The 18,309-nt window shown below is 47.4% G+C and carries 22 protein-coding genes and 1 tRNA gene; 7 read left to right on the top strand and 16 right to left on the bottom strand.

The features are described 5' to 3' along the window. The first annotated feature begins 8 nt into the window (after positions 1-8). Entirely contained in the window at positions 9-1,499 is a 1,491-nt protein-coding gene (gatB, locus tag AWQ22_RS12775) for an Asp-tRNA(Asn)/Glu-tRNA(Gln) amidotransferase subunit GatB (protein ID WP_065711327.1), read from the top strand. Positions 1,500-1,629: 130 nt separating this feature from the next. Here the strand turns inward: gatB and AWQ22_RS12770 are convergent, their stop codons facing one another. After that, on the bottom strand, positions 1,630-1,947 hold the full coding sequence (locus AWQ22_RS12770; protein ID WP_012308130.1) for a hypothetical protein: 318 nt from the start codon (positions 1,945-1,947) through the stop codon (positions 1,630-1,632). 120 nt (positions 1,948-2,067) lie between these two features. On the opposite strand from AWQ22_RS12770, the gene AWQ22_RS12765 reads away from it, so the two are divergent. Continuing rightward, a complete protein-coding gene (locus AWQ22_RS12765) occupies positions 2,068-3,261 on the top strand; it encodes a response regulator (RefSeq protein ID WP_065711326.1) in 1,194 nt (397 codons plus the stop codon). A 37-nt stretch (positions 3,262-3,298) separates the two neighbouring features. On the opposite strand, the gene AWQ22_RS12760 is transcribed toward AWQ22_RS12765, so the two are convergent. The 13 genes from AWQ22_RS12760 to AWQ22_RS12705 form a co-directional block, all read right to left on the bottom strand. Then, positions 3,299-4,012 carry a sulfotransferase family protein gene (locus tag AWQ22_RS12760; protein WP_065711325.1) on the bottom strand — a complete coding sequence of 238 codons (714 nt, stop codon included), beginning with the start codon at positions 4,010-4,012 and terminating at the stop codon, positions 3,299-3,301. A 179-nt stretch (positions 4,013-4,191) separates the two neighbouring features. Further along, complete coding sequence (locus tag AWQ22_RS12755) at positions 4,192-5,001, bottom strand: YadA-like family protein (protein ID WP_065711324.1); 810 nt, start codon at positions 4,999-5,001, stop codon at positions 4,192-4,194. A gap of 365 nt (positions 5,002-5,366) precedes the next feature. After that, positions 5,367-6,542, bottom strand: a complete 1,176-nt coding sequence (locus AWQ22_RS12750; protein ID WP_065711323.1) for a DUF2827 family protein — start codon at positions 6,540-6,542, stop codon at positions 5,367-5,369. A gap of 184 nt (positions 6,543-6,726) precedes the next feature. Beyond that, positions 6,727-7,140 (bottom strand): photosystem II protein Psb27, encoded by a 414-nt coding sequence (gene psb27, locus AWQ22_RS12745; RefSeq protein WP_065711322.1) that lies wholly within the window; start codon positions 7,138-7,140, stop codon positions 6,727-6,729. Between the two features lie 91 nt (positions 7,141-7,231). Beyond that, positions 7,232-7,690: an aspartate 1-decarboxylase gene (gene panD, locus AWQ22_RS12740; RefSeq protein WP_065711321.1), complete on the bottom strand. Its 459-nt coding sequence runs from the start codon at positions 7,688-7,690 to the stop codon at positions 7,232-7,234. A 125-nt stretch (positions 7,691-7,815) separates the two neighbouring features. Continuing rightward, on the bottom strand, positions 7,816-8,442 hold the full coding sequence (hisH, locus tag AWQ22_RS12735; RefSeq protein ID WP_065711320.1) for an imidazole glycerol phosphate synthase subunit HisH: 627 nt from the start codon (positions 8,440-8,442) through the stop codon (positions 7,816-7,818). Between the two features lie 90 nt (positions 8,443-8,532). Further along, positions 8,533-9,084: a DUF4340 domain-containing protein gene (locus tag AWQ22_RS12730; protein WP_065711319.1), complete on the bottom strand. Its 552-nt coding sequence runs from the start codon at positions 9,082-9,084 to the stop codon at positions 8,533-8,535. 8 nt (positions 9,085-9,092) lie between these two features. After that, positions 9,093-9,539: a type II 3-dehydroquinate dehydratase gene (aroQ, locus tag AWQ22_RS12725; protein WP_065711318.1), complete on the bottom strand. Its 447-nt coding sequence runs from the start codon at positions 9,537-9,539 to the stop codon at positions 9,093-9,095. Positions 9,540-9,597: 58 nt separating this feature from the next. Further along, a complete protein-coding gene (locus AWQ22_RS16770) occupies positions 9,598-9,741 on the bottom strand; it encodes a hypothetical protein (protein ID WP_156785477.1) in 144 nt (47 codons plus the stop codon). A gap of 185 nt (positions 9,742-9,926) precedes the next feature. Next, positions 9,927-11,186, bottom strand: coding sequence for a competence/damage-inducible protein A (locus tag AWQ22_RS12720; RefSeq protein WP_065711317.1), 1,260 nt, complete (start codon positions 11,184-11,186; stop codon positions 9,927-9,929). 63 nt (positions 11,187-11,249) lie between these two features. After that, positions 11,250-11,322: transfer RNA gene (locus AWQ22_RS12715), tRNA-Thr, on the bottom strand. 58 nt (positions 11,323-11,380) lie between these two features. After that, entirely contained in the window at positions 11,381-12,025 is a 645-nt protein-coding gene (locus AWQ22_RS12710; protein WP_030007607.1) for a response regulator transcription factor, read from the bottom strand. A gap of 63 nt (positions 12,026-12,088) precedes the next feature. Next, a complete protein-coding gene (locus AWQ22_RS12705; protein ID WP_065711316.1) occupies positions 12,089-12,505 on the bottom strand; it encodes a ferredoxin in 417 nt (138 codons plus the stop codon). 121 nt (positions 12,506-12,626) lie between these two features. On the opposite strand from AWQ22_RS12705, the gene AWQ22_RS12700 reads away from it, so the two are divergent. After that, complete coding sequence (locus tag AWQ22_RS12700; protein WP_065711315.1) at positions 12,627-13,367, top strand: DUF561 domain-containing protein; 741 nt, start codon at positions 12,627-12,629, stop codon at positions 13,365-13,367. A 90-nt stretch (positions 13,368-13,457) separates the two neighbouring features. Here the strand turns inward: AWQ22_RS12700 and AWQ22_RS12695 are convergent, their stop codons facing one another. Further along, the gene (locus AWQ22_RS12695; protein ID WP_030007610.1) at positions 13,458-13,646 is read right to left on the bottom strand and encodes a hypothetical protein; all 189 of its coding nucleotides are present in this window, start codon (positions 13,644-13,646) and stop codon (positions 13,458-13,460) included. Between the two features lie 352 nt (positions 13,647-13,998). Here AWQ22_RS12695 and AWQ22_RS12690 point away from each other — a divergent pair, with 352 nt between their 5' ends. From AWQ22_RS12690 to argB, 4 genes are all read left to right on the top strand, one after another. After that, positions 13,999-15,225: a bifunctional sterol desaturase/short chain dehydrogenase gene (locus tag AWQ22_RS12690; RefSeq protein ID WP_012308115.1), complete on the top strand. Its 1,227-nt coding sequence runs from the start codon at positions 13,999-14,001 to the stop codon at positions 15,223-15,225. Between the two features lie 3 nt (positions 15,226-15,228). Next, on the top strand, positions 15,229-15,438 hold the full coding sequence (locus tag AWQ22_RS12685; protein ID WP_012308114.1) for a lipopolysaccharide assembly protein LapA domain-containing protein: 210 nt from the start codon (positions 15,229-15,231) through the stop codon (positions 15,436-15,438). 56 nt (positions 15,439-15,494) lie between these two features. Then, on the top strand, positions 15,495-16,055 hold the full coding sequence (locus AWQ22_RS12680) for a shikimate kinase (RefSeq protein WP_012308113.1): 561 nt from the start codon (positions 15,495-15,497) through the stop codon (positions 16,053-16,055). 135 nt (positions 16,056-16,190) lie between these two features. Then, on the top strand, positions 16,191-17,102 hold the full coding sequence (argB, locus tag AWQ22_RS12675) for an acetylglutamate kinase (RefSeq protein WP_012308112.1): 912 nt from the start codon (positions 16,191-16,193) through the stop codon (positions 17,100-17,102). On the opposite strand, the gene AWQ22_RS12670 is transcribed toward argB, so the two are convergent. After that, the gene (locus AWQ22_RS12670) at positions 17,099-18,280 is read right to left on the bottom strand and encodes an RtcB family protein (protein ID WP_065711314.1); all 1,182 of its coding nucleotides are present in this window, start codon (positions 18,278-18,280) and stop codon (positions 17,099-17,101) included. The genes argB and AWQ22_RS12670 overlap by 4 nt on opposite strands. Positions 18,281-18,309 lie beyond the last annotated feature (29 nt).

The following is an 18,309-nucleotide window of genomic DNA, read 5'->3' as shown; positions in this document are numbered from 1 at the left end:
AAAGTCCTATGGCAGTTGCAGCACCCCGCAAAACCGAGTATGAAGCGATTATTGGGCTCGAAACCCATTGTCAGCTCAATACCGCCAGCAAAATTTTTTGTCATTGTTCTACTAAATTTGACAGCGACCCCAACAGCAATGTCTGTCCCGTCTGCCTAGGCTATCCTGGAGTTTTGCCCGTTTTAAACGAAAAGGTGCTGGAATCGGCGGTGAAAATGGGCCTGGCCCTCAATGCAAAAATCAGCCCCTACAGCAAATTTGACCGAAAACAATATTTTTATCCAGACCTACCCAAAAACTATCAAATCTCCCAATTCGATCTGCCCATTGTTGAGCATGGTCACCTAGAAATTGAAATCGCCGACAAACCCAGTGACCCCCCCGTCAAAAAAACCATTGGCGTGACCCGCCTCCACATGGAAGAAGACGCCGGAAAATTAGTCCATGCCGGGAGCGATCGCCTCGCGGGTTCTACCTACTCTAAAGTGGATTTCAATCGTACCGGGATTCCGCTCCTGGAGATTGTCTCCGAACCCGATATTCGTTCTGGGAAAGAAGCTGCTGAATACGCCCAGGAATTGCGCCGCCTCGTCCGCTATCTCGGCATCGGCGATGGCAACATGCAAGAAGGCTCTCTCCGCTGTGACGTAAACATTTCCATTCGCCCCGTCGGCCAAGAAGAATTCGGTACCAAAGTCGAAATCAAAAATATGAACTCTTTCAGTGCGATCCAAAAGGCGATCGACTACGAAATCGAGCGACAAATCAAAGCCGTCGAAACAGGGGAACCCATCTACCAAGAAACGCGCCTCTGGGATGAAAGTAGCCAACGCACCTTTAGTATGCGGAAAAAAGAAGGCTCCAGCGATTACCGTTATTTTCCAGAGCCAGACCTGCCCCCCATTGAAGTGACCCCAGCACAACTAGAAAAATGGGCTGCCGAACTCCCCGAAACCCCCGCCCAAAAACGAGAGCGTTACGAAACTGAGTATGGTCTGTCTTCCTATGACACGAGAGTTTTAACCGATGACCGCGACGTAGCTGAATACTTTGAAGCGGCTGTGGCGGCTGGGGCAGATCCCAAACAAGTGACCAACTGGGTGACCCAAGACATCGCTGCCCACCTCAATAAAAATGTCGGTCTAACGATTGTTGAGCTTCCCCTAAAGGCAACGCAATTAGCTGAACTCGTCAATTTAATTCACGATGGCACCATTAGCGGCAAAATTGCCAAAGAAATTCTCCCGGAACTGTTAGAGCAAGGCGGTTCGCCCAAGGCAATTGTTGATAGTCGCGGCTTGACCCAAATTTCAGACACAGGTGCCCTAGAGGCCATGGTGGACGAAGTTTTGGCCGCCAATCCTGAGAAAGTAGAACAATTCCGCGCCGGAAAAACAAAGTTACAGGGCTTTTTTGTGGGGCAACTGATGAAGAAAACCAGCGGCCGTGCTGATCCGAAACTGCTCAACCAAATCCTGGCCCAGAAACTGCGGGGCTAGAAATTTTCTTGGGGTGAGGGGATTGTCCCCCCAGGTAGACTGGGCTATATTAAAGATAGTAGATGCACCCTGATGATTGGGGGAGTCACAAGGTGGCTCTCCTTTTTTTGTCGGTTAGAGAAATTAGCCTTTAACAGATGTCGGCATCGCTCAGGTATTGCTGCATCTGTTCTAGGGAAAGGTTTTGTTCGAGGAAAATAGGCTGGTTTGGATTGTAGGGACTTTGGAGACGATCAATCCTGAGAATTGGCATTTCTGCTAGAACTGGGTTATCGGGATTATAGTCTGTTGGCTGCATCAAAGAACTAGAAAAGCCTTTAAAAATAATAATTTGGTCTTCTATTTCCCCGTGGCCTAGGTGAAGTAGCAGCACTTCATGGGCATACTTACGGGTATAGGCTTCGAGGTGTTTGGCTAAACGGGAAAAATCTGTACTTTGGTGTGTCATGGTGATGATAGGAACAGAATAAATGACTTAGTATTGAGTATTAGTGTAGGCAATCACTGCGGTTTGTTTGTCAATTAATGTTGCAGTGGTGTTTCTATTTTGAAGCTTAAGGGTTATGCGATGACAAATGCCAACTTGCCCCCGGAAATTCCGATTCGCAATTTTGATGCAGCGAAGCAAACAACCCTTTTTCAGACCCTCAAAATGCCGCAGTTCACAGGTCGCTTGATCTTGACGGATCCGCGATCGCATCAATGGTCTTTTTTCCTGTATTTTGGTCGTCTGATCTATGCTTCGGGGGGAACCCACTCGGTACGGCGTTGGCGGCGTCATCTGACGGCTCAAATGCCCCACATCGCGGCCAATACGCAACTATTGCAACAGGGTTTATCGGCCATTACATCCCAGGCGATTAAACTGCATTGGGAATATGATTTGATTCAAACTTGGCATGGGCAACAACGGATTACGCGTGATCAAATTCGTCGCATGATTGAGGCGATCGCCACCGAGATTTTTTTTGAAGTCAGCCAGAGTACGCAAGTCACCTACCATTTCGACCCCGTCACAGAGCAGCAGGAAGATCCGCTGATTTTAATTGACCCAGCCCAAAGTATTTTGCGAGCTTGGCGACTCTTTGAACAGTGGAATAATCTAGAGATTGCCCACCTGTCGCCCCAGGTTGCCCCTGTTATTGTTAAACCAGATCTGTTACAGGCGCGCTCTTCGGAAGCCAATTACCAGTTACTAACGAGTTTGGTCACGGGACGGCGAACCTTTTGGGATTTATCGATCCGTCTCAAACAGGATGTGCCCCAGGTCGCCCGACTCTTGATGCCCTACATGAAGTTAGGGTTTATTGATGTCAAGATGTTAGATGATCTGTCGTCACCGCTGACGAATGCTCCCCCCCAGCCGACGGCTTCAAAACCAGTGATTGCTGAGAATCAGCCACTCATCGCCTATCTAAGCCTAGACTCCAAACAACATCAGCACCTCCGTCAAATCCTCAAGCAACAGCGTTATCGTTATTTGGCGATCGCCGATCTCACCAAGGCACTGCCGGATCTCTTAACAGAAAAACCGAATCTCATCCTTTTAGATCTAGAACTTGATGGCAACACAAATGGCCTTGAATTTTGTACCCAATTGAAAAAACTATCACTATTTCGTCAAACACCAGTCTTGCTCATGACCGATAATAATCGTCTTTTTGATCGCGTTAAAGGGCGCTTAACTGGGGTCACAGACTTTATTTCAAAGACAGGTACACCAGACGAACTGCTTAAAGCACTGCAAAAATATCTCCGCTAGGATCAGTGCTTTTGGCAAATAATTGTGAAAAATTTAGTTAAGCAAGCGTCGGGTAATAATAACGTAAAACTGAATCATCTATCTGCTTATCAATCATGCTAGCAATGTCATCAGTAATTGGTTCCAGAGGTTTTTGAGGGGCACTAGAATTACTAGCATCCACTGGAAATTGTAGCCAATGTTGATAGATAAGTTTTTCAATAGTGCGATTCGTTAAAGTTAAATTCCAACCAACGCCACCATGCATATATTGGTTAAAAATTTCCGGCTTTTCTGGTTGAGGTATCCATTGATATAAATCCTGAAGAACAGCTAATTGATCTTTTTTGAAATCTTCATATCGAATAACTTTTACATAGGGCACCAGTTCGATGAACTTTTGATAGCTAGCATATTTTTGATTCCACATATCTAAAATACTTGCGTAGTCTTCAATGGGATAGTCTAAGAATCGCTTGAAACTGTACCGGTGAATGACTGCATCAGAATCGCAGTACGGCCAACGGTGCATTGCTGCCGCCCATTCATAGGGATGACGTACTGTGATAATAAATAATGTGCGAGCAACCAAGGGCTTATTTTGCAATTCCTCTGCATTAGGAGCTTTGCGATGTTTCCAACCGAGGAAATCATAGTAAGGATAATCTAAATCAAAGTTTTGTATCAGTAATCTCGCGATCGCATTTGTTGCAGTGTGGCGCTCTCCAAAGATTTTAAATTGGATAATTTGATTTTGATATTTATTCATCATATATTGCAAATGAAAGTTTTTTTGAGTAGATAGGCTAAATCACCTTAGTCTACACTTGGCATTAGTGTCGTAAGTCATTTTTTTATAAAAAATAAACCTCATACCTAAAGATATAAAGTACGAGGTTTATCTTACTTAAAGTAGAGAAAAAAATTCTACCCAATCAATAGGATGTGATCTTAGAAACTAATACCGAGACCAGCACCTGCTGAGAATGTATCTTCATTCAATCCCCATCCGGCACTACCTTTAAAAGTCACAGCCGTACCGGTACTGTTTGGATCAGTGAAGAGGAATTTTGCGGCGGCACCGAGGGCCGTTTCGTCTTGGAAAGTACCAAAACCAACACCAATACCAAAGCGGTGGCCAGGACGTAGTTCAGGTTCTGCATTATCCATTGCAATAACACTAGCTACACCAGCTCTGAGCTCCTTGACATCTTGCTTAAGATCAGCAATGTCAGCAGCGTTGGTCGCAATGTTGGTGGAGTTGGTCGCAATATCGTTAGCGTTGCTCACAATGTTGGTGGAGTTGGTCGCGATATCGTTAGCGTTGCTCACAATGTTGGTGGAGTTGGTCGCAATATCGTTAGCGTTGCTCACAATGTTGGTGGAGTTGGTCGCAATATCGTTAGCGTTGCTCACAATGTTGGTGGAGTTGGTCGCGATATCGTTAGCGTTGCTCACAATGTTGGTGGAGTTGGTCGCGATATCGTTAGCGTTACTCACGATGTTGGTGGAGTTAGCATTGTTGCAACTAACTAAATTATCAACAGCATTTTGAGTAGAACCTTCAGTTGCCACTTCCGCAGTAGTGATGTTCAATTGGAAGTTCTGAAAAGAGACAGAGCTAATTACAGTAACACCATCAATTGTTTGGGCAGGACAAGCTTGTGCTGCTGCACGAGGCGATGCAAAAGACCAACCACTGAGGAGGACAGCAAGTCCAAGGATGTTGTTGAATAAGAGGCTATAATTTTTGATTTTCATTGGAGAATTGTTTCCCTAGTTGTACTGTTTAGACTAGTCACCTTAAAAATCTTTCCTGGATTGCAAAGCCCAGATTTTAACTTATTGCGTTTGTCAAGAATTTAGGTTTAGCAAACTAGTCTAAGAGAGTGCCGTTTTGAGGAGACGAAACAGGTGTGTGAACTGATTGCTTCCAAAATATACCTCGAAACCTTCCGAAAAACAGCAAATGTCTTTGTGTTGCAGTATTTGTTTTTCTTAAGTCTTTTGCGTAATACATGACTATATCTCATGTATTAATCAATGTGACTTTTATGACTTTCTGATACTGGTCATCATGAATTCAATCCACTTTTTGAAGCACATAAGAAATGTAGCCGTAGTGCTTATGCTTGTTCAAGTTGATCATTAACCAAATTTTGGATAATGCTTCGGTAACCACGAATATTGTCTGGATTCTTAGTACTGTACCGATACAAAGTCTTTTGAGCTTGATCTCTATACTCGTCTAACTTCAGATCATGCTCCGTTAAGGCCTGTTTAAGAGCTAGTGCACCTTTTTTGACATCGAATTCCGGATAGTAGTAACCGCAATCTTGCAAGAAAGGAGAGTTATGGACTAGAGGAATATCGTAATACAAAGCATCAAGATAAAGATAGTTTAGTTCACAGAGATGTTGGTGGCTGATAACTAGACTGCAGTCAGAGTGAAAAATATCAATTACTGGATAGCGTTTTTCAGAAGATAAAATCTTTTGGCAACTCAGATAGCTATAAAAATGCTTAAAAGCCTGACGTTCAATAATATGATTGGAGCAATAAATTCGAGCATTCTTGCGTCCAAAAATAGACGAATCTTGGGAATATAAAGATTCTACAATTGTTGTCGGAATCACAAAATTTTTTACAAGATTGATATTGGGTTCTAATATGCCAATATGCTTACTATTATTCTTTTGATAGCGTGGGTTAAAATTAGGATTGATAGTTATTCGATCAACTTCTAATTTTTGCAAAAACCAAGGTTCATATAAATAAGGACTAATCGTCACTCGAGATTTAGAGACTGTCTCGACATAGGATTTGTGATAGGCATGATGAGGTGATATCCAGATTTCATCAACCATGCCGGGTTCACGTTGAAGAAGTGCACCGCTAAAACGATTTTCAATATTGTAAATAACATCTTCAATCAACCCCCACATGATGATCCCAGCATGAAATTCAACAATTTTAGTGGAGTACTTTTCCTTGATTTTTTTCATTAAGTTAGGCGCAAGATAAGCCTCTGTCGTGATCAATACATCATAGATTAAGTGGCTATCTAAATCTGGGTTGAGATCTTTTTGTTCAACTAATGGCGTATCTTCTCCAACTTCCACACGATTTTTTAGAGATTCCTCCAGGACATTTTCCTCACAAATGACATAGGAAACATCAAATTCTGGAATAGAGCGAAATAACTGCACCAGAAAATAAGTGTTTTGTTCTAGCCCATAATTATATTTGGTGGCTAGTCCTTTGTACTTAGAAATGATAAATCCAATTTTGATTTTTTTCATTGCTTATTTATTGATTCTCTTAGAGCATTGATCGGCTTCATTGGTTAAAAGTAGAAGTATAAAAAAATCTATGAATTCATATTGCTTAAACAGAGCATTTTTTTCTCTTTTGGTTTGCAAAGAAATAAAAAAGGAATTAACATAACTATTTGTCAATTCCTTAAATATCTTTGGAGATGATTAATTAAATTCCACGTTTAACAGCAATATTCGCTTTTTCAAATTCTGTCGCTAAACGTGTTTTTAATTTTTCAGGTAAGGGGCGACTACCAAAGGAACTGTAATAGCCAGCCAAAGCATTCAATGCAGTTTGCATGGTAGTGAAAGAACGCAACCCAGAGGTTTTGGGGTCACGACGATAGCGGGACATGTATTCATTCATCTGCAAGCGGGCCGCTGCCTGCACTTCGCTACGGTTAGGGGCATCGCCAGGTAGTTGAATGGCTTCAGTCAGATTTTCGACGACGAGCAAAGTATCATCTACATATTTCCCGGTTAGGCCACTGGCACTGGTGCCGCTACAGGCTGTTAGCCCGGTTACGCTCACCATAATCACCAGGGCGATCGCCACAAGGCGAGATAAAAATTTCTTTAACATAGTTTTTCGGTATAACAAAGCACGCTTAGAGCTAACTGTTATCCTACCGCGAAAATTCAACCAATGCTTATCACCCTATTTGTAGGGATCGTTAGCAAATTAGCATCGGTGCGTCCGTCGTCACTGAGGATTGATCTGTTACCTGTAAGTTAGCCCCTGGTTGGCCTTGGGGATTGAGGCGTTGCTCAAAAAACGTCTGGCAGCGGTTTTGCTCATCGGCCAGGATCACTTTTGCTGTATGACCTTGCGCTAAAACACTGGCGCGATCGCGTAATTCATAGGCTGCGACAATCAGGCGATCGCCTGGGCTACAAAGATGGGCCGCCGCACCATTGAGACAGACGACACCACTATCTCGCTCACCAGGCAAAACGTAGGTGGTCAGGCGGTTACCATTTTCTACGTTCCAGATATTGACTTCTTCGAGGGGCAAAATTCCCACTTTCTCGATCAGGGCTTGGTCGATGGTGATGCTGCCCACATAATCTAGCTCAGCCTGGGTCACCCGCAAATGGTGGAGTTTCGCGTGCATCAGTTTGATTTGGGCCATGGTAAAGGAAAACGGTAAAGGTAAAGAAAGTTGATTGGGAAGGGGGATATCCCTCTAAATCTCTCTTCGGAAGGGAGACTTTAATAAATCTCTAAATCATTTTTCTACAAGAGACTTGAAGAATTTCATTGCTGCTTAACCCAGTGCACAAAATTTTCGAGGATTTTTAGGCCAATTGCTGAGAATTTTTCGGGGTGAAATTGCATCGCAACTAAATTATCTTTGGCGATCGCCGCTGTGACGGTTTGCTGGCCGTGGGTGACGGTGGCGGCATTTACTTCAGGATCTGTCGGGGCCACATAAAAAGAATGCACAAAATAAACAAAGGGATCTTTCGGTAAATCCTGCCAAATGGGATGATCCGGTTGGGTTAGTTGCAGTTGGTTCCAGCCCATGTGGGGAATGGTAATCTCTGGCTCTGGCTGAAATCGTTTCACGCTGCCGGGAATAATGCCTAAACCTTTTTCTGTGCCTTCGGCGGAACTGTCAAATAAAATTTGCATCCCCAAACAAATGCCGAGGAAGGGTTTGCCACTGGCGATCGCCTGGTGAATGGAAGCTTCGAGGTGGCGATCGCGGAGATGTTGCATCGCCGGATCAAACGCCCCAACCCCCGGTAAAACGACCGCATCGGCCCCCAGGATTTGTTCCGATTGATCCGTGATTGTGGGAGTTGCCCCCGCTTTTTCTAGGGCTTTGCAGGCGGAGTGGAGATTCCCCATGTCGTAGTCAACAACCGCAATATTCACCATCTTCTCATTGCCCGAACGTTCACGTTAGAAACCCTTAACATACACCACAAAAGGAATTTGATCCTAACAATTTCTTTAGAATGTTGACGCTTAACTTTCATCCACCCATTCCGACAACTGCCGGGTTACAGCATGACGAAATTCCAGCGGCAAGACTAAAACAATATTTTCATCATTTAGGCGACCATAGATTTTGGTTTGGTCAAAATTTTCAGTGCCGAGGCTGAGTTGAGAGGGTTGAGTTGCCGCTGTTTGGAGCGTGACCACAGCTTTGGGTTCAAGGAGGCCATAATCGGCCAGTTCCTCAGAGGCCACAGAAAAACTAGCGTAACCCTGGGGTTCGATGAGTAAATTGAGCAAATAGGCGATCGCCCCCCGATTTGCCGGTTTTTCAACGGGACTAGTCAGCCACCATTGAGGGACGGGTGCAAAGCGTTGTTCAAAGTTGAGGGTTTCCCCTTGAATGTCTAAAGATAAAGTCTGGATCTCCGCTTCCTGAATGGGAAGAAGCACCTCAGCATCTGCGGCAACGAAACCTGATTCTGAGGGTGTTAAGGTATTTTGTCGTTGCGTAACAGCCCAGGTGATTCCCCCAAGTCCTAAGGCGATCACCAGCCAAATTCCTGTACTCCGCTGCACCATGGCGATTTTTATCTAGCGCGGATATGGTTTACCAAAGCCCGTAAACCGAGATAGTAACTTTCCGCCCCAAAGCCGCAGATTTGACCCACTGCAATGGGCGCGATATAGGAATGGTGACGGAAGGTTTCGCGCTGGTGAATATTGCTGAGATGCACCTCTATGGTGGGTAAATTTACCGCCGCTAAAGCATCCCTAAGGGCGACACTGGTGTGGGTGTAGGCCGCCGGATTAATCAAAATGCCAGAAAATTTACCGAGGGCGGCCTGGATCTGATCGACTAACGCGCCCTCATGGTTGGATTGAAAACAGTGCAGAGAGGCATCAAGAGCTTTTGCCTCCTTTTCGAGGCGGGCATTGATGTCTTTGAGGGTTGTGGCGCCGTAGATTTCAGGCTCCCGTAAGCCCAACAAATTTAAATTGGGCCCGTGGAGCACAAGGATATTCAGGGTGGACAACGGTGGTGAACCTAACGCAGATTAACTAATAAGGTTAGCATCCCAACGTCCGAGGCCTTTAGTAGCGGCGACGTTGACGGTCGTGGACAGGGATCGGGATGAGTTCAGGCTCAGGTTCGGCCGCTGGCCCAAGGAGGGTTTCAATGACTTTGCCCGCCCACTCTCTGAGTTTTTCCAGTACTTTTTCGATATAGCCCATCAAAAAGACGACTCCTGTAAACTCGATGTACCACGCTCTAATTTATTCATCATAAATCTTGGCGTCTTTGGTACGTTGTTCTTATAGATATATTAAGAATAACACAAGCTTTTCGGGGCGCGATCGCCGAATCCTTAGTTAGGGCTTAGACTTTTTCCTCAGAAACCATAATATTTCGTAACAAAACTTTAAGATTTGTCGTTCTTTAAATATCGCCTGAGGCCATCGAGGGCATCACAGGCACTCAGGTAACGAATTAATTCCCGGTCTCGGTCTGTACCGTAGCGGTAGGTGTGGCTAAATACGTGATTTTGGGGATCGGCCCAGGCGATACAAACCAAGCCGATGGGTTTGGCGGAGTCATCACTCTTCGGGCCAGCAATGCCGGTAATGCCAATGCCCCAATCGCTACCGAGGGCTTGTTTGGCCCCCAGCGCCATTTGTTGGGCCACGGTTTCACTGACGGCCCCCTGGTTTTGCAGGTCGGCGGAATTCACGCCGAGAAGGTTTATTTTTACGGCATTAGCATAAGCGGCAATACCCCCCAAAAAGTAGTCGGAGCTGCCGGAAACGCTTGTAATTAGTGCGCCTAGGCCGCCGCCAGTGCAAGATTCGGCAACGGCTAGGGTTTCCTGGCGCGTCCGCAGTAAGTCGCCGATGACTAGGGGGAGACTGGCCCCATCGGAACCGAAATAATCCAATCCGGCGATCGCCTTAATTTCTGCAACCACCGGATCCATTAATTTTTTAGCTGCGGCAACGGATTCTGCCCGGGCTGCCACCCGTAACTTGACTTCTCCCTTAGAGGCATAGGGAGCTACGGTCGGGTTCGTCAATGCAAAAAGATGATTCACTTTAGCGGCCAGACTCGATTCACCAATACCCCGGAAGCGCATCATTTCACTGTGAATCACAATCTGACCGTAGCCTTGGGCCTTGAGGTAGGGGACAGCAGTTTCTTGCCACATCCGCTTCATTTCCCCAGGGACGCCCGGAAAGGTAAAAATTGTTAGTCCCTCAATGGGTTGCCAAATCAGACCAGGGGCAGTTCCCGTCGGATTTGGGAGAATCTCCGCTCCCTCCGGCAAAAGGGCTTGTTTACGGTTGTTGGGGGTCATGATGCGCCCCCGTTGGGCAAATTTTGTGGTGATATCGGCGACAATCTCTGGTCGCTCGACGAGGGGCGTTTGGAAATAGGCGGCGATCGCCTCGGTGGTGAGATCGTCGGGGGTGGGGCCAAGGCCACCCGTAAAGACAATAATTTCTGTCCCCCGTTGCACGGCAATCTCTAGGAGGGAATGGATGCGAGCAATATTGTCTCCCACCACAGACTGAAAATAATGGCTGATGCCAAGCTTTGCGAACTCCTGGGCAAGGTACTGGCTATTGCTATTGACGATATCTCCCAAAAGAATCTCAGTGCCAACACAGATAATTTCCGCCGCCATGGTGCTCCTTCAGTAAAAGGCGATCGCCTTTCCTCATTTGTTTGGTAAACATTCAATTTTAAAAGCCCACAACAGGACTTGAACCTGCGACCGGCTGATTACAAATCAGCTGCTCTACCAACTGAGCTACGTGGGCATTGGTCTCTAAACCGTATGCAAGTATAGCAAAAGCGCACCGGAAATTGTCAAGCTTTTTACACCAATCGACTGTCCATGGCCCACCGCGCCAGTTCCGTGCGGTTATTTAAGCTGGTTTTGTTCAACATATTCGACACATGACTTTCGATGGTGCGCTGGCTTACATTGAGCTTCTCGGCAATTTCCCGGTTAGAAAGTCCCTGGGCCACAAAGCTCACAACCTTAGTTTCCGTGGGGGTAAGCTCCACATGACTCGGCACCTGAAAGGCCATGGACGAGGTTGTCGCCCCAGAATGACTCAGGATACGCCGGGCCTGGTTTAACGACGATTCCACCTGGGCGACTAATTCTTCTGGTTCAAAAGGCTTCACAAGGTACACATCCGCCCCTTGGTTCAGGCCCTCGATGCGATCGCGGGTTTGCCCTTTTGCCGAGAGGAAAATTACAGGGATCCAGCTAATTTGCGAATTTTGACGGACATTTTGGATAAAGGTATAACCATCCATTTCTGGCATCATCACATCACAAATGATTAAGTCAGGGGTTGTCTCTTCGAGGATTTGCAGGCCTTCGACACCATTGGCCGCGGTCAACATGTCATAGCCGCGAAATTCGAGATAATCGCGCACTAACAAAATGAGATTGGGATCGTCGTCAATCAGGAGTAGAGTCGTACCTTGGGGATTAGGAAAATCGCTCATGGCAGGAATAGGGTCGCAAAGATCAGGGTTAGCCAAATCTTAGCAAAGGAATTTTGGCTGGGATTAGGGATTTGGGACGGGGTTTACTGGCGATGGTTCGGGTAGGGGATGGGCCATAAATACATAATCTTGGACGGGGCGATCGCCGATTAAATGCTCCTGAATAATCCGTTCAATGACCGCTGGTGTGGCACTGTGATACCAAATGCCATCGGGATAAACCACCAAAATCGGCCCCTGACTACAGACCCGGAGACAGTTCGCTTTCGTGCGGAAAATGTGGGGTAAAGCGTCACTGGGAGCGTCTAATCCCAATTCTTTGAGGCGTTTTTTGAGATAATTCCAAGCGTCAATGCTGGCCTGCTTATCACAACATTTGGGCTTCGTTTGATCGGCACAGATAAACACATGGCGATCAATTCGGTCGAGGCCAAGATTTTGCGCACAGACTTTCAAACTTGCATCACATTGTTCTGGCATTACCAAGATTCTCTAGGGGGACGCGAACAATTTTAGCGAGTCAGGCGATCCGGCGGCGAAGGAAGGAACATTGAAGGATACACTAGAGGGAAGCAAAAATTTTGAATAACTGTTTGATTCTATGGATCCCATGCTCAAAGATGCCTTTGCTCAACGTCGGGCATTAAAAGTCATTAGTGGTTTGAATAACTTTGATGCGACCAATGTTCTCGCTGTGGCCCGGGCAGCCGAAGCCGGTGGCGCAACATTCGTCGATATTGCCGCCGATGCAGATTTGATTCGTCAGGTGAAAGAAGTCATTTCTCTGCCTGTATGCGTGTCTGGGGTTGATGCTCAAGTTTTAGCTGATGCGGTTGAAGCGGGGGCTGATCTTGTGGAAATTGGAAACTTTGATGCATTCTACGCCCAGGGGATTCGCTTTGAGGCAGAAGAAGTGCTGGCAATCACTAAAGAAACCCGTGCGTTATTACCTAACGTAACCCTTTCGGTAACGGTTCCCCATATCCTTGCCCTCGATGAGCAGGTTGCCCTCGCCGAACAACTCGTGGCAGCGGGTGCAGATATTATCCAAACAGAAGGGGGCACTTCCAGCCGTCCCACCAGCGCTGGAACCCTTGGTTTAATCGAAAAGGCAGCGCCCACCTTGGCTGCAGCCCATGCCATTTCCCGCGCGGTAGATGTCCCTGTGATGTGTGCGTCTGGGTTGTCTGATGTGACAGCTCCCATGGCGATCGCCGCTGGTGCTGCTGGGATTGGCGTCGGCTCTGCAATCAATAAACTCAATGATCCCCTGGCGATGGTGGCAACGGTGCGCCAATTAGTCGAGGCCCTCGATGGTGCCGTTGTGGGCGTAGAAGCTTAAAATTTCGTGCCAACAGTTTCGGTTGAGGCCAAAATAAAACCCTCCATCGTGCATGGGGGGCTTTATTTTGGGAGTTTTATTTCTTGCTTCTCAGGACAACAACAAATGATGGAGACAGTTGTTCATCAAAAAGTACACAACCATCATGGCAGCGGCGGCGGCGGCAACTAAGGTTCCTGCCAACATCAGAGAAAACTCCTGTTGGTCAAATGCCTGTTGCATCAGGTGGAGTGACCACGCAACTAAGGCAACATCAAAGATGAGAATTGGAACCAGCATATTTTAATTTTTGTTAACTTAGCTCCATTCTAATACATTGTCTTGCAAATCAGCGGGAAAAATTCAGGGTGTCTTAAGATTTGCGGGGCTGCCTAAAGCCTTATTTTGTCGAAGCTTGCGGGGATCGCCATCAAAAACAACTTTAAAATCCACTGATTTTTATTTTTGTCAAGTATAAATTGGCAGACATCAAGTTTAGGGTGTGGTGGGGTTTAAGGCGATCGCCAAAGGGGGGGATTGGGTTGTTAGCCTGGGAAGGTTGGGCAACGTCTGAAGTTCCCAAGAAAAAGAAACAATGCTACAACAATTGGGTAGCAAAAACTCTCGATAATTCTTTTGTAATTCTTTGGGCATGATCAGCAGTAGCCAACTTGTTCTCGGTAGTGGTCTGGTTTTTGGGTCTGTCTTTTGGGTGGAACTGGTGCGGGATTTGTACCATGTCCTTGCCCATGTTTGGGAACCAGTGGGCCGCCTCCATGGATGGCACCATCGGGTTTTCCGGCGGGATCTAACGCCAGTCAACGCGGAAATTTACCGAAAAGCCCATTGGTACAATGATGTGCCAGAGGCGCTGGTGATGCTCAGTTTTGGGCTACTGCTTTGGGGGCTATTGGTTGCGCTGGCAGTGCCGACGGCTTGGCTGGGATTGGCGGGCTGCTTGTATACGCTCTCGTTTTTGGGGGCGGCGATCGCTAGGGGTTTGGGTTTACCCTACGTGGATGAACTGACGGATCTGACCCACCGTCCCGGAGACTTTACCGAGTTACCAGGGGATTGGTTTGTGAATCGCCCCTACCACTGGCGGCACCATTTTGATAACCAGGAGGCCTATTATTGTGGCACCTTTACCCTCGTGGATAAACTAATGGGCACGGCACTTTCTCTCAAAGGTAAACGAATCGCTGTAACCGGTGCTTCGGGGACCCTGGGCCATGCTCTCCTCACGGAACTACACCAGGCTGGAGCCAAGGCGATCGCCCTCACTTCGAGCCAAGAAACCATTTCCCTGACAATTAAGAATCAAGAAATCCCCCTGCAAACGGTGCCTTGGCAGATCGGCGCAGAAGCAGATTTATTAGAAACCTTAAAAAAAGTTGACATTCTTGTCCTGAACCACGGGATCAATGTCCATGGTGATCGCACCCCCGCAGCAATCCACAAATCCTACGCGATCAATACCTTTTCCCAGCAGCGTTTAATTGAGCTGTTCCTTAGCACCGTGGAAACCAACCAAGACCGGGTACGCAAAGAAATTTGGGTAAACACCTCCGAAGCGGAAGTCAGTCCCGCCGTCAGTCCTCTCTATGAACTGAGTAAGCGGGCCTTAGGCGATCTCGTTACTTTACAGCGGTTGGATTCTCCCATCGTGATCCGCAAGCTAATTTTAGGGCCATTCAAGAGTGCCTTAAATCCCGTGGGCGTGATGTCAGCCCGCTGGGTCGCAAAGGGGATCGTCGGTGGGGCTAGGCGAGATTTTCGCAATATCATTGTCACCATCAACCCCTTCACCTATCTGTTGTTTCCCATCAAGGAATTTTTTGTGGCAAGCTATTTCAAGCTGTTTAGTCGCGGAGCATAACCCATGCAGACCCTAGGCCGCTTGATTGCCATGTCTCTCCTTGCCGCTGTGATGGTGGTGGTGGCGGTGGTGTCAATCCAAAATATTGAACTGGTGTCGATCCGCTTTCTTCTGTGGCAATCGGTGCGTTTACCCTTCGGCATCTTACTCGCCATTGGGGTCGGGCTGGGTCTGATTTTGGGCAGTTTAATTCCCCTCGGCTCTCGTCGTTAGGGCAGTGGGAAAAAACCCTTTATGATGGTTGTCTGTCGGTTTGGACTCGCTAATCCATGGATGATTTGCTCAAAGGTTTAAATATTTATCTCATCGGCATGATGGGCACGGGGAAAAGTACCCTCGCAGAAATTATTGCGGAGTTGATGAATTACCGCAGTTTGGATTCGGACAGCATCATTGAAACCCTAGCAAAGCAGTCGATCAGTGAGATTTTTGCCGAGATGGGAGAGGCGGAATTTCGCAAACTCGAAACCCAAGTCCTCAAGCAAATCGCGGTACAAACCCGGACGGTGGTGGCGACGGGGGGCGGTATTGTGGTGTCCCAGGCCAATTGGTATTATCTGCGCCAGGGTTTGACCATTTGGCTGGATGTGCCAGTGCCAATCTTGGTAGAACGGCTGCGGAGTGATACGTCGCGCCCCCTTTTGCAAAATGTTGATCTTGAGCGCAAATTAACGCAACTGCTCCAACAGCGGCGATCGCGTTATGCGGAGGCAGATTTACATATCCAAATTCCCGGCAATCGTCCCCCCCGGGCCGTGGCAGAGGACATCATCGCCCAAATTCCTTCGGTGCTGCGGAAACCGCCAGAATTTATTGGCGATCGCCCTTGAATTAAGACCCAAACCTAAAAATTCGTTAAAAATGCTAATCGGGAACAAATGGGGCGATCGCCGATCCCGTACAATACCGACCCATGTCGAGCCACATCACCGGGCTCAGTCCATCCCTAGAAACGACAACAATTCATGGAAAGCGAATACATCAGAGAAGTCGAAGCCACCCGCGTCCGCATCCTCAGCGAAGCCCTCCCTTATATGCAACAATTTGCGGGGCGTACCATTGTGGTGAAATATGGTGGCGCCGCGATGAAAGACAGCACCCTCAAAGATAAAGTGATTCGCGACATTGTCTTTCTCTCTTGTATCGGTATGCGGCCGATTGTTGTCCATGGCGGTGGCCCAGAGATTAATACCTGGCTGGCTAAATTAAACATCGAACCCCAGTTTAAAGATGGCCTGCGAGTTACCGATGCCGACACCATGGATGTGGTGGAAATGGTGCTCGTCGGTCGGGTGAATAAAGAAATTGTTTCCTTAATCAACCAAGAAGGTGGCGCTGCCGTGGGCCTCTGTGGCAAAGATGGCAATATGATCCAAGCCCGCCATGTCGGGAAAGAAGGGGTTGGTTTTGTCGGGGAAGTGACCACCATTGATACCAAATTGATTCAATCCCTCGTGGAAAATGGCTATGTGCCCGTCATTTCCAGCGTGGCTGCCGATGAAACAGGTCAAGCCCACAATATCAATGCCGATACCGTCGCCGGGGAGCTAGCCGCCGCCCTTAGTGCTGAAAAGCTGATCCTACTCACCGATACCCCTGGCATTCTAGAGGATTACCATAATCCCGCAACCTTGATTCCCCGCTTGAATCTGCAGCAGGCGCGGGAGTTAATTGATCAAGGTGTTGTGTCCGGGGGAATGATTCCCAAGGTGACCTGTTGTGTGCGATCGCTGGCCCAAGGCGTTAAAGCAGCCCACATTATCGACGGGCGGATCCCCCATGCTCTCCTCCTTGAAATCTTTACCAACGATGGCATTGGCTCGATGATCGTCGCGTCGGACTACCTCAGTCAGTTTCCGATGTCGCCTTTTCACTAGCCCTTGATGCAAATCACTTGTTTCAGGGTGGCGACAACTTCCACCAAATCTGCCTGTTTCGCCATCACCTGTTCGATGGGTTTGTAGGCGGCGGGAATTTCGTCGATGATGCCGGTATCTTTGCGACATTCAACCCCAGCCGTTTGGGCCACCAAGTCATCTAAGGTAAAGGTTTTTTTAGCTTTGGCCCGCGACATTAAACGGCCCGCACCGTGGCTACAGGAACAATAGCTCATCACGTTGCCTTTGCCCTTAACGATGTAGGATTTTGCGCCCATGGAACCGGGAATAATACCGTAGTCTTCCTGGCGTGCCCGCACTGCCCCTTTACGGGTGACGTAAATCTCTTCGTCGAAATGGGTTTCTTGTTCGGCATAGTTGTGATGGCAATTCACAACCATCAAGGCTTTTGTTGGTTTGCCACCAGCGAGATGTTTTTCGATGACCTTTTTAAACCGCGCCAGCATCACATCGCGATTGAAATGAGCATAATTTTGAGCCCATTGGAGATCGCGCCAATAGGCTTCAAATTCCGGCGTACCTTTCACGAAATAAGCGAGATCGGGATCTGGTACTTTAGTTTCCGCGAGTTTCAGAAGATCCTTGGCGGTGCCAATGTGACATTGGGCAAGTTTGTTGCCAATATGCCGCGAACCGGAGTGGAGCATTAACCACACATTATTTTCTTCATCGAGGCACACCTCAATGAAATGATTGCCGCCACCGAGGGAACCCATTTGTTTGAGGGCTTTGCTTTCGAGGTTTTTCACGCCCCGGTGGAGATCTTTAAAGTTTTGCCAGCCGCCCCAATTACTCACCGTTTTATCAACGTCTTTGTTTTCTTCAAAACCAACGGGAATAATGGCTTCGAGGTCTTTGCGGATTTGCTTAAGTTTGCCGTCGAGGCGATCGCCTTTAAAGGGCAATTTGAGGGCGGCCATGCCACAACCAATATCGACCCCCACCGCCGCAGGAATGATGGCATCTTTTGTGGCAATGACAGAACCCACCAAGGCTCCTTTCCCTAGGTGAACGTCGGGCATCAGGGAAACGTGTTTAAACACAAACGGCAGCGAGGCCACATTTTTCGCCATTTGCAGTTCCTGGGAGGCTAAATCATGGCCAGCCCAAGAATAAACGGGTTTTTCGGTTTGGATCGGTAGGGGTTGGTGGGGCATCGGGGGCTACGGAACAGCAGTAAAAATGA

Origin of the sequence: Picosynechococcus sp. PCC 7117 (genome assembly GCF_001693275.1) — a bacterium.
Classification (GTDB): Bacteria; Cyanobacteriota; Cyanobacteriia; order Cyanobacteriales; family MRBY01; genus MRBY01.
The sequence above is the reverse complement of the archived record's forward strand: the minus strand, read 5'-3'. Positions and strand labels throughout refer to the sequence as shown.

Excerpts from the sequence above, each read along its gene's own strand:
- AWQ22_RS12685 (WP_012308114.1), top strand. The coding sequence starts at position 15,229 with ATGCAGACCCTAGGCCGCTTGATTGCCATGTCTCTCCTTGCCGCTGTG.
- AWQ22_RS12670 (WP_065711314.1), bottom strand. The coding sequence starts at position 18,280 with ATGCCCCACCAACCCCTACCGATCCAAACCGAAAAACCCGTTTATTCT.
- AWQ22_RS12680 (WP_012308113.1), top strand. The coding sequence starts at position 15,495 with ATGGATGATTTGCTCAAAGGTTTAAATATTTATCTCATCGGCATGATG.
- AWQ22_RS12710 (WP_030007607.1), bottom strand. The coding sequence starts at position 12,025 with ATGAGCGATTTTCCTAATCCCCAAGGTACGACTCTACTCCTGATTGAC.
- hisH (WP_065711320.1), bottom strand. The coding sequence starts at position 8,442 with ATGGTGAATATTGCGGTTGTTGACTACGACATGGGGAATCTCCACTCC.
- AWQ22_RS12690 (WP_012308115.1), top strand. The coding sequence starts at position 13,999 with ATGATCAGCAGTAGCCAACTTGTTCTCGGTAGTGGTCTGGTTTTTGGG.
- psb27 (WP_065711322.1), bottom strand. The coding sequence starts at position 7,140 with ATGTTAAAGAAATTTTTATCTCGCCTTGTGGCGATCGCCCTGGTGATT.
- AWQ22_RS12770 (WP_012308130.1), bottom strand. The coding sequence starts at position 1,947 with ATGACACACCAAAGTACAGATTTTTCCCGTTTAGCCAAACACCTCGAA.
- AWQ22_RS12720 (WP_065711317.1), bottom strand. The coding sequence starts at position 11,186 with ATGGCGGCGGAAATTATCTGTGTTGGCACTGAGATTCTTTTGGGAGAT.
- argB (WP_012308112.1), top strand. The coding sequence starts at position 16,191 with ATGGAAAGCGAATACATCAGAGAAGTCGAAGCCACCCGCGTCCGCATC.
- AWQ22_RS12755 (WP_065711324.1), bottom strand. The coding sequence starts at position 5,001 with ATGAAAATCAAAAATTATAGCCTCTTATTCAACAACATCCTTGGACTT.
- AWQ22_RS12760 (WP_065711325.1), bottom strand. The coding sequence starts at position 4,012 with ATGATGAATAAATATCAAAATCAAATTATCCAATTTAAAATCTTTGGA.
- AWQ22_RS12730 (WP_065711319.1), bottom strand. The coding sequence starts at position 9,084 with ATGGTGCAGCGGAGTACAGGAATTTGGCTGGTGATCGCCTTAGGACTT.
- panD (WP_065711321.1), bottom strand. The coding sequence starts at position 7,690 with ATGGCCCAAATCAAACTGATGCACGCGAAACTCCACCATTTGCGGGTG.
- AWQ22_RS12700 (WP_065711315.1), top strand. The coding sequence starts at position 12,627 with ATGGATCCCATGCTCAAAGATGCCTTTGCTCAACGTCGGGCATTAAAA.
- AWQ22_RS12695 (WP_030007610.1), bottom strand. The coding sequence starts at position 13,646 with ATGCTGGTTCCAATTCTCATCTTTGATGTTGCCTTAGTTGCGTGGTCA.
- AWQ22_RS12705 (WP_065711316.1), bottom strand. The coding sequence starts at position 12,505 with ATGCCAGAACAATGTGATGCAAGTTTGAAAGTCTGTGCGCAAAATCTT.
- AWQ22_RS12750 (WP_065711323.1), bottom strand. The coding sequence starts at position 6,542 with ATGAAAAAAATCAAAATTGGATTTATCATTTCTAAGTACAAAGGACTA.
- gatB (WP_065711327.1), top strand. The coding sequence starts at position 9 with ATGGCAGTTGCAGCACCCCGCAAAACCGAGTATGAAGCGATTATTGGG.
- AWQ22_RS12765 (WP_065711326.1), top strand. The coding sequence starts at position 2,068 with ATGACAAATGCCAACTTGCCCCCGGAAATTCCGATTCGCAATTTTGAT.